The sequence below is a fragment of the Streptomyces canarius genome (assembly GCF_014650735.1).
In the GTDB taxonomy this organism is placed as follows: Bacteria; Actinomycetota; Actinomycetes; order Streptomycetales; family Streptomycetaceae; genus Streptomyces; species Streptomyces olivaceoviridis.
Genome location: NZ_BMVN01000158.1, coordinates 1 through 2,000, shown reverse-complemented (window position 1 = coordinate 2,000; position 2,000 = coordinate 1). Strand labels below are relative to the sequence as shown.

At 56.5% G+C, this 2,000-nt stretch carries 3 protein-coding genes; 2 read left to right on the top strand and 1 reads right to left on the bottom strand.

From position 1 onward, the window contains the following. The first annotated feature begins 208 nt into the window (after positions 1 to 208). Positions 209 to 1,000: an SAVMC3_10250 family protein gene (locus IE294_RS46545; RefSeq protein ID WP_306433559.1), complete on the top strand. Its 792-nt coding sequence runs from the start codon at positions 209 to 211 to the stop codon at positions 998 to 1,000. A gap of 20 nt (positions 1,001 to 1,020) precedes the next feature. Here IE294_RS46545 and IE294_RS46540 read toward each other — a convergent pair whose 3' ends face one another. After that, positions 1,021 to 1,647, bottom strand: coding sequence for a hypothetical protein (locus tag IE294_RS46540; RefSeq protein ID WP_189895361.1), 627 nt, complete (start codon positions 1,645 to 1,647; stop codon positions 1,021 to 1,023). Positions 1,648 to 1,813: 166 nt separating this feature from the next. On the opposite strand from IE294_RS46540, the gene IE294_RS46535 reads away from it, so the two are divergent. Beyond that, the gene (locus IE294_RS46535; RefSeq protein WP_189895360.1) at positions 1,814 to 1,999 is read left to right on the top strand and encodes a hypothetical protein; all 186 of its coding nucleotides are present in this window, start codon (positions 1,814 to 1,816) and stop codon (positions 1,997 to 1,999) included. Position 2,000: the final 1 nt, after the last annotated feature.

The following is a 2,000-nucleotide window of genomic DNA, read 5'->3' as shown; positions in this document are numbered from 1 at the left end:
GTCCCGCCGACTACGAGGCCGCACTCGCCGCCTGACCACCACACCGATGGTGTCCGTCAAAGCTGAACAAGCTCAGAGAACGAGCGCCGTCCCCCCTGAGGAGATCTCGCCCACGACAGCAGCGCGTCTTCACTATGATCAGCCTCTAAGCACCTCGCGGCTGCGATGTGCGCCAACTTGGGACGCGCCATGACCTCATGGGGGACGTGTGTCAGATCTGGTCTATGTGTCAGAGCGAAAGATCTACGGCCGCCTGGGCATCCGCCCACCTTATTCTCAACAAGGCGTCCAGGGAACGTTGAAAGTTCCTCCGCTCTTGGACCTCTCAGGATCTAGATCCTGGGACGGAGGATCAGACCCTCTAGCTCCCCACAAGTTAGTAGAGAAAGCGAAGCGGAGAATCGAGCGAGATTTTTCTCCCGTGGCCTTCACTGACTTCAACCTTCGCGCGAATCAGTGGATTCATTTCGACCTAGACATGGCGCATCTCGCCGTGCATGAAGACAGCGGAAGGCCACCCGAAGACGTTGCGCTCTTTATCGGAAGCGTGTCTTCTGGCACCGCGGGCCAACAACGAGATATGGGCGTGCTGCTCTGCGGATCAGTTCAACATCTACGGACCCGTGCGATTCCAGCCGGCCGAATGGGGTCCGACACCACCTGGCTTCATGATCTAATTCTGAAAATTGAGCGCCGCGAGGAAGAGGGCGTCAATGTAATACCTGAATTCCTTAGTGAAATCATGCCGACGGACCGCAGTGAACACCGAATCGAAGAGACGGCCCACGGAGTTTTCGGCTGGGCCGATCGCCAGTATCCACCTATTGTCCGCGGGCGCCATCGAGGACACGCCATCGTTCTCATGGACATCGATAACACCCGTTGGGTCAATCGCCTACTCGTGGCTTCGCCTCTTTATGTTGAAGCAGTTCCGCACCGGGTGAACAGTTCCCGAAGGCGGTTTGGCATGCCACGGCGACGTCGTGACGTTACGGGATGACCGGCCGTCGTCGGGGTCTGCTAGTCAATCAGCAAATCCTTCCGCACTTGATCTTTTATCTCATTGACGATGGAGTACAGTTGGTTTCTATACTCCCAGGATTCGTGGTCCACATTGACGATCCCTTCATTCTCCGCGGCCTCAAGCGTGTCCATCACGAGTCTGACTCGCGACACAAAGCCTGCATAGGGACTTTTGAGTTTGCGTAGAAGCTTTCGAGTTTCGCTACTCCAGTAGAACTCAGCCGATGCCAGGTCGACAGGGGGATTGATGACCTCCCATGGCCTACCCCCAAGGAGGGAGCGAGCCTTATCTCGAACATCCTTTCGTGACGTCGTGGCGCCAGCGTTGATCTCGTCCAGAGTTCGATCTAGAGTGTGCAGCCAGACCCCAAGCGCCTCGTAGCTGACCTTCATTTCTTCACGCGCACGCCTCTTTTGATCGGCTTCAAACTGAAGCTCGTATTGTCGCTCAAATATCCGCCTGTTACCTTCGAAGTGTCGATCCATCACCTCGACATCTCTCGCTGTTCCGCGTGCAGCAACTACATATCCGAGCCTGACGCCGGCCGCCAGGGCTACAAATACAACTGTCAGATTCACGACGAGAGGAATTGAATCGTTCATCACTTTGATAGCGCCCAGCATTCTCTATAGCTTCGGCAAGGGGACCAATAAATCCTAGACAAAGCACGCAAGGTAGAGTCACGTCTCTGCCTCGGATGTCTGGTTTTGATCGCAGCGTCCCGACCTCCATGGCCTACGGCCCTCGATGCTCTGTCACCAGGCGTCGCATGATGGCACCCTCGACGTCATGTCAGAGACAGAGTGGAACTTCTCAATCTTCTCCGCAGCCCCGAGCGGGTGGCGCGTTGCCATCGCCGACAACAAGGACCAGAAGCTGTTGGTCGTCGGCATCGTCGGCTGGGCCCGGTTAACCTCGATCTTTCTTGACGGTCCGCCGACGGAGTCGGCGGACCGTTTCGCTTTCGGTGGCTGAT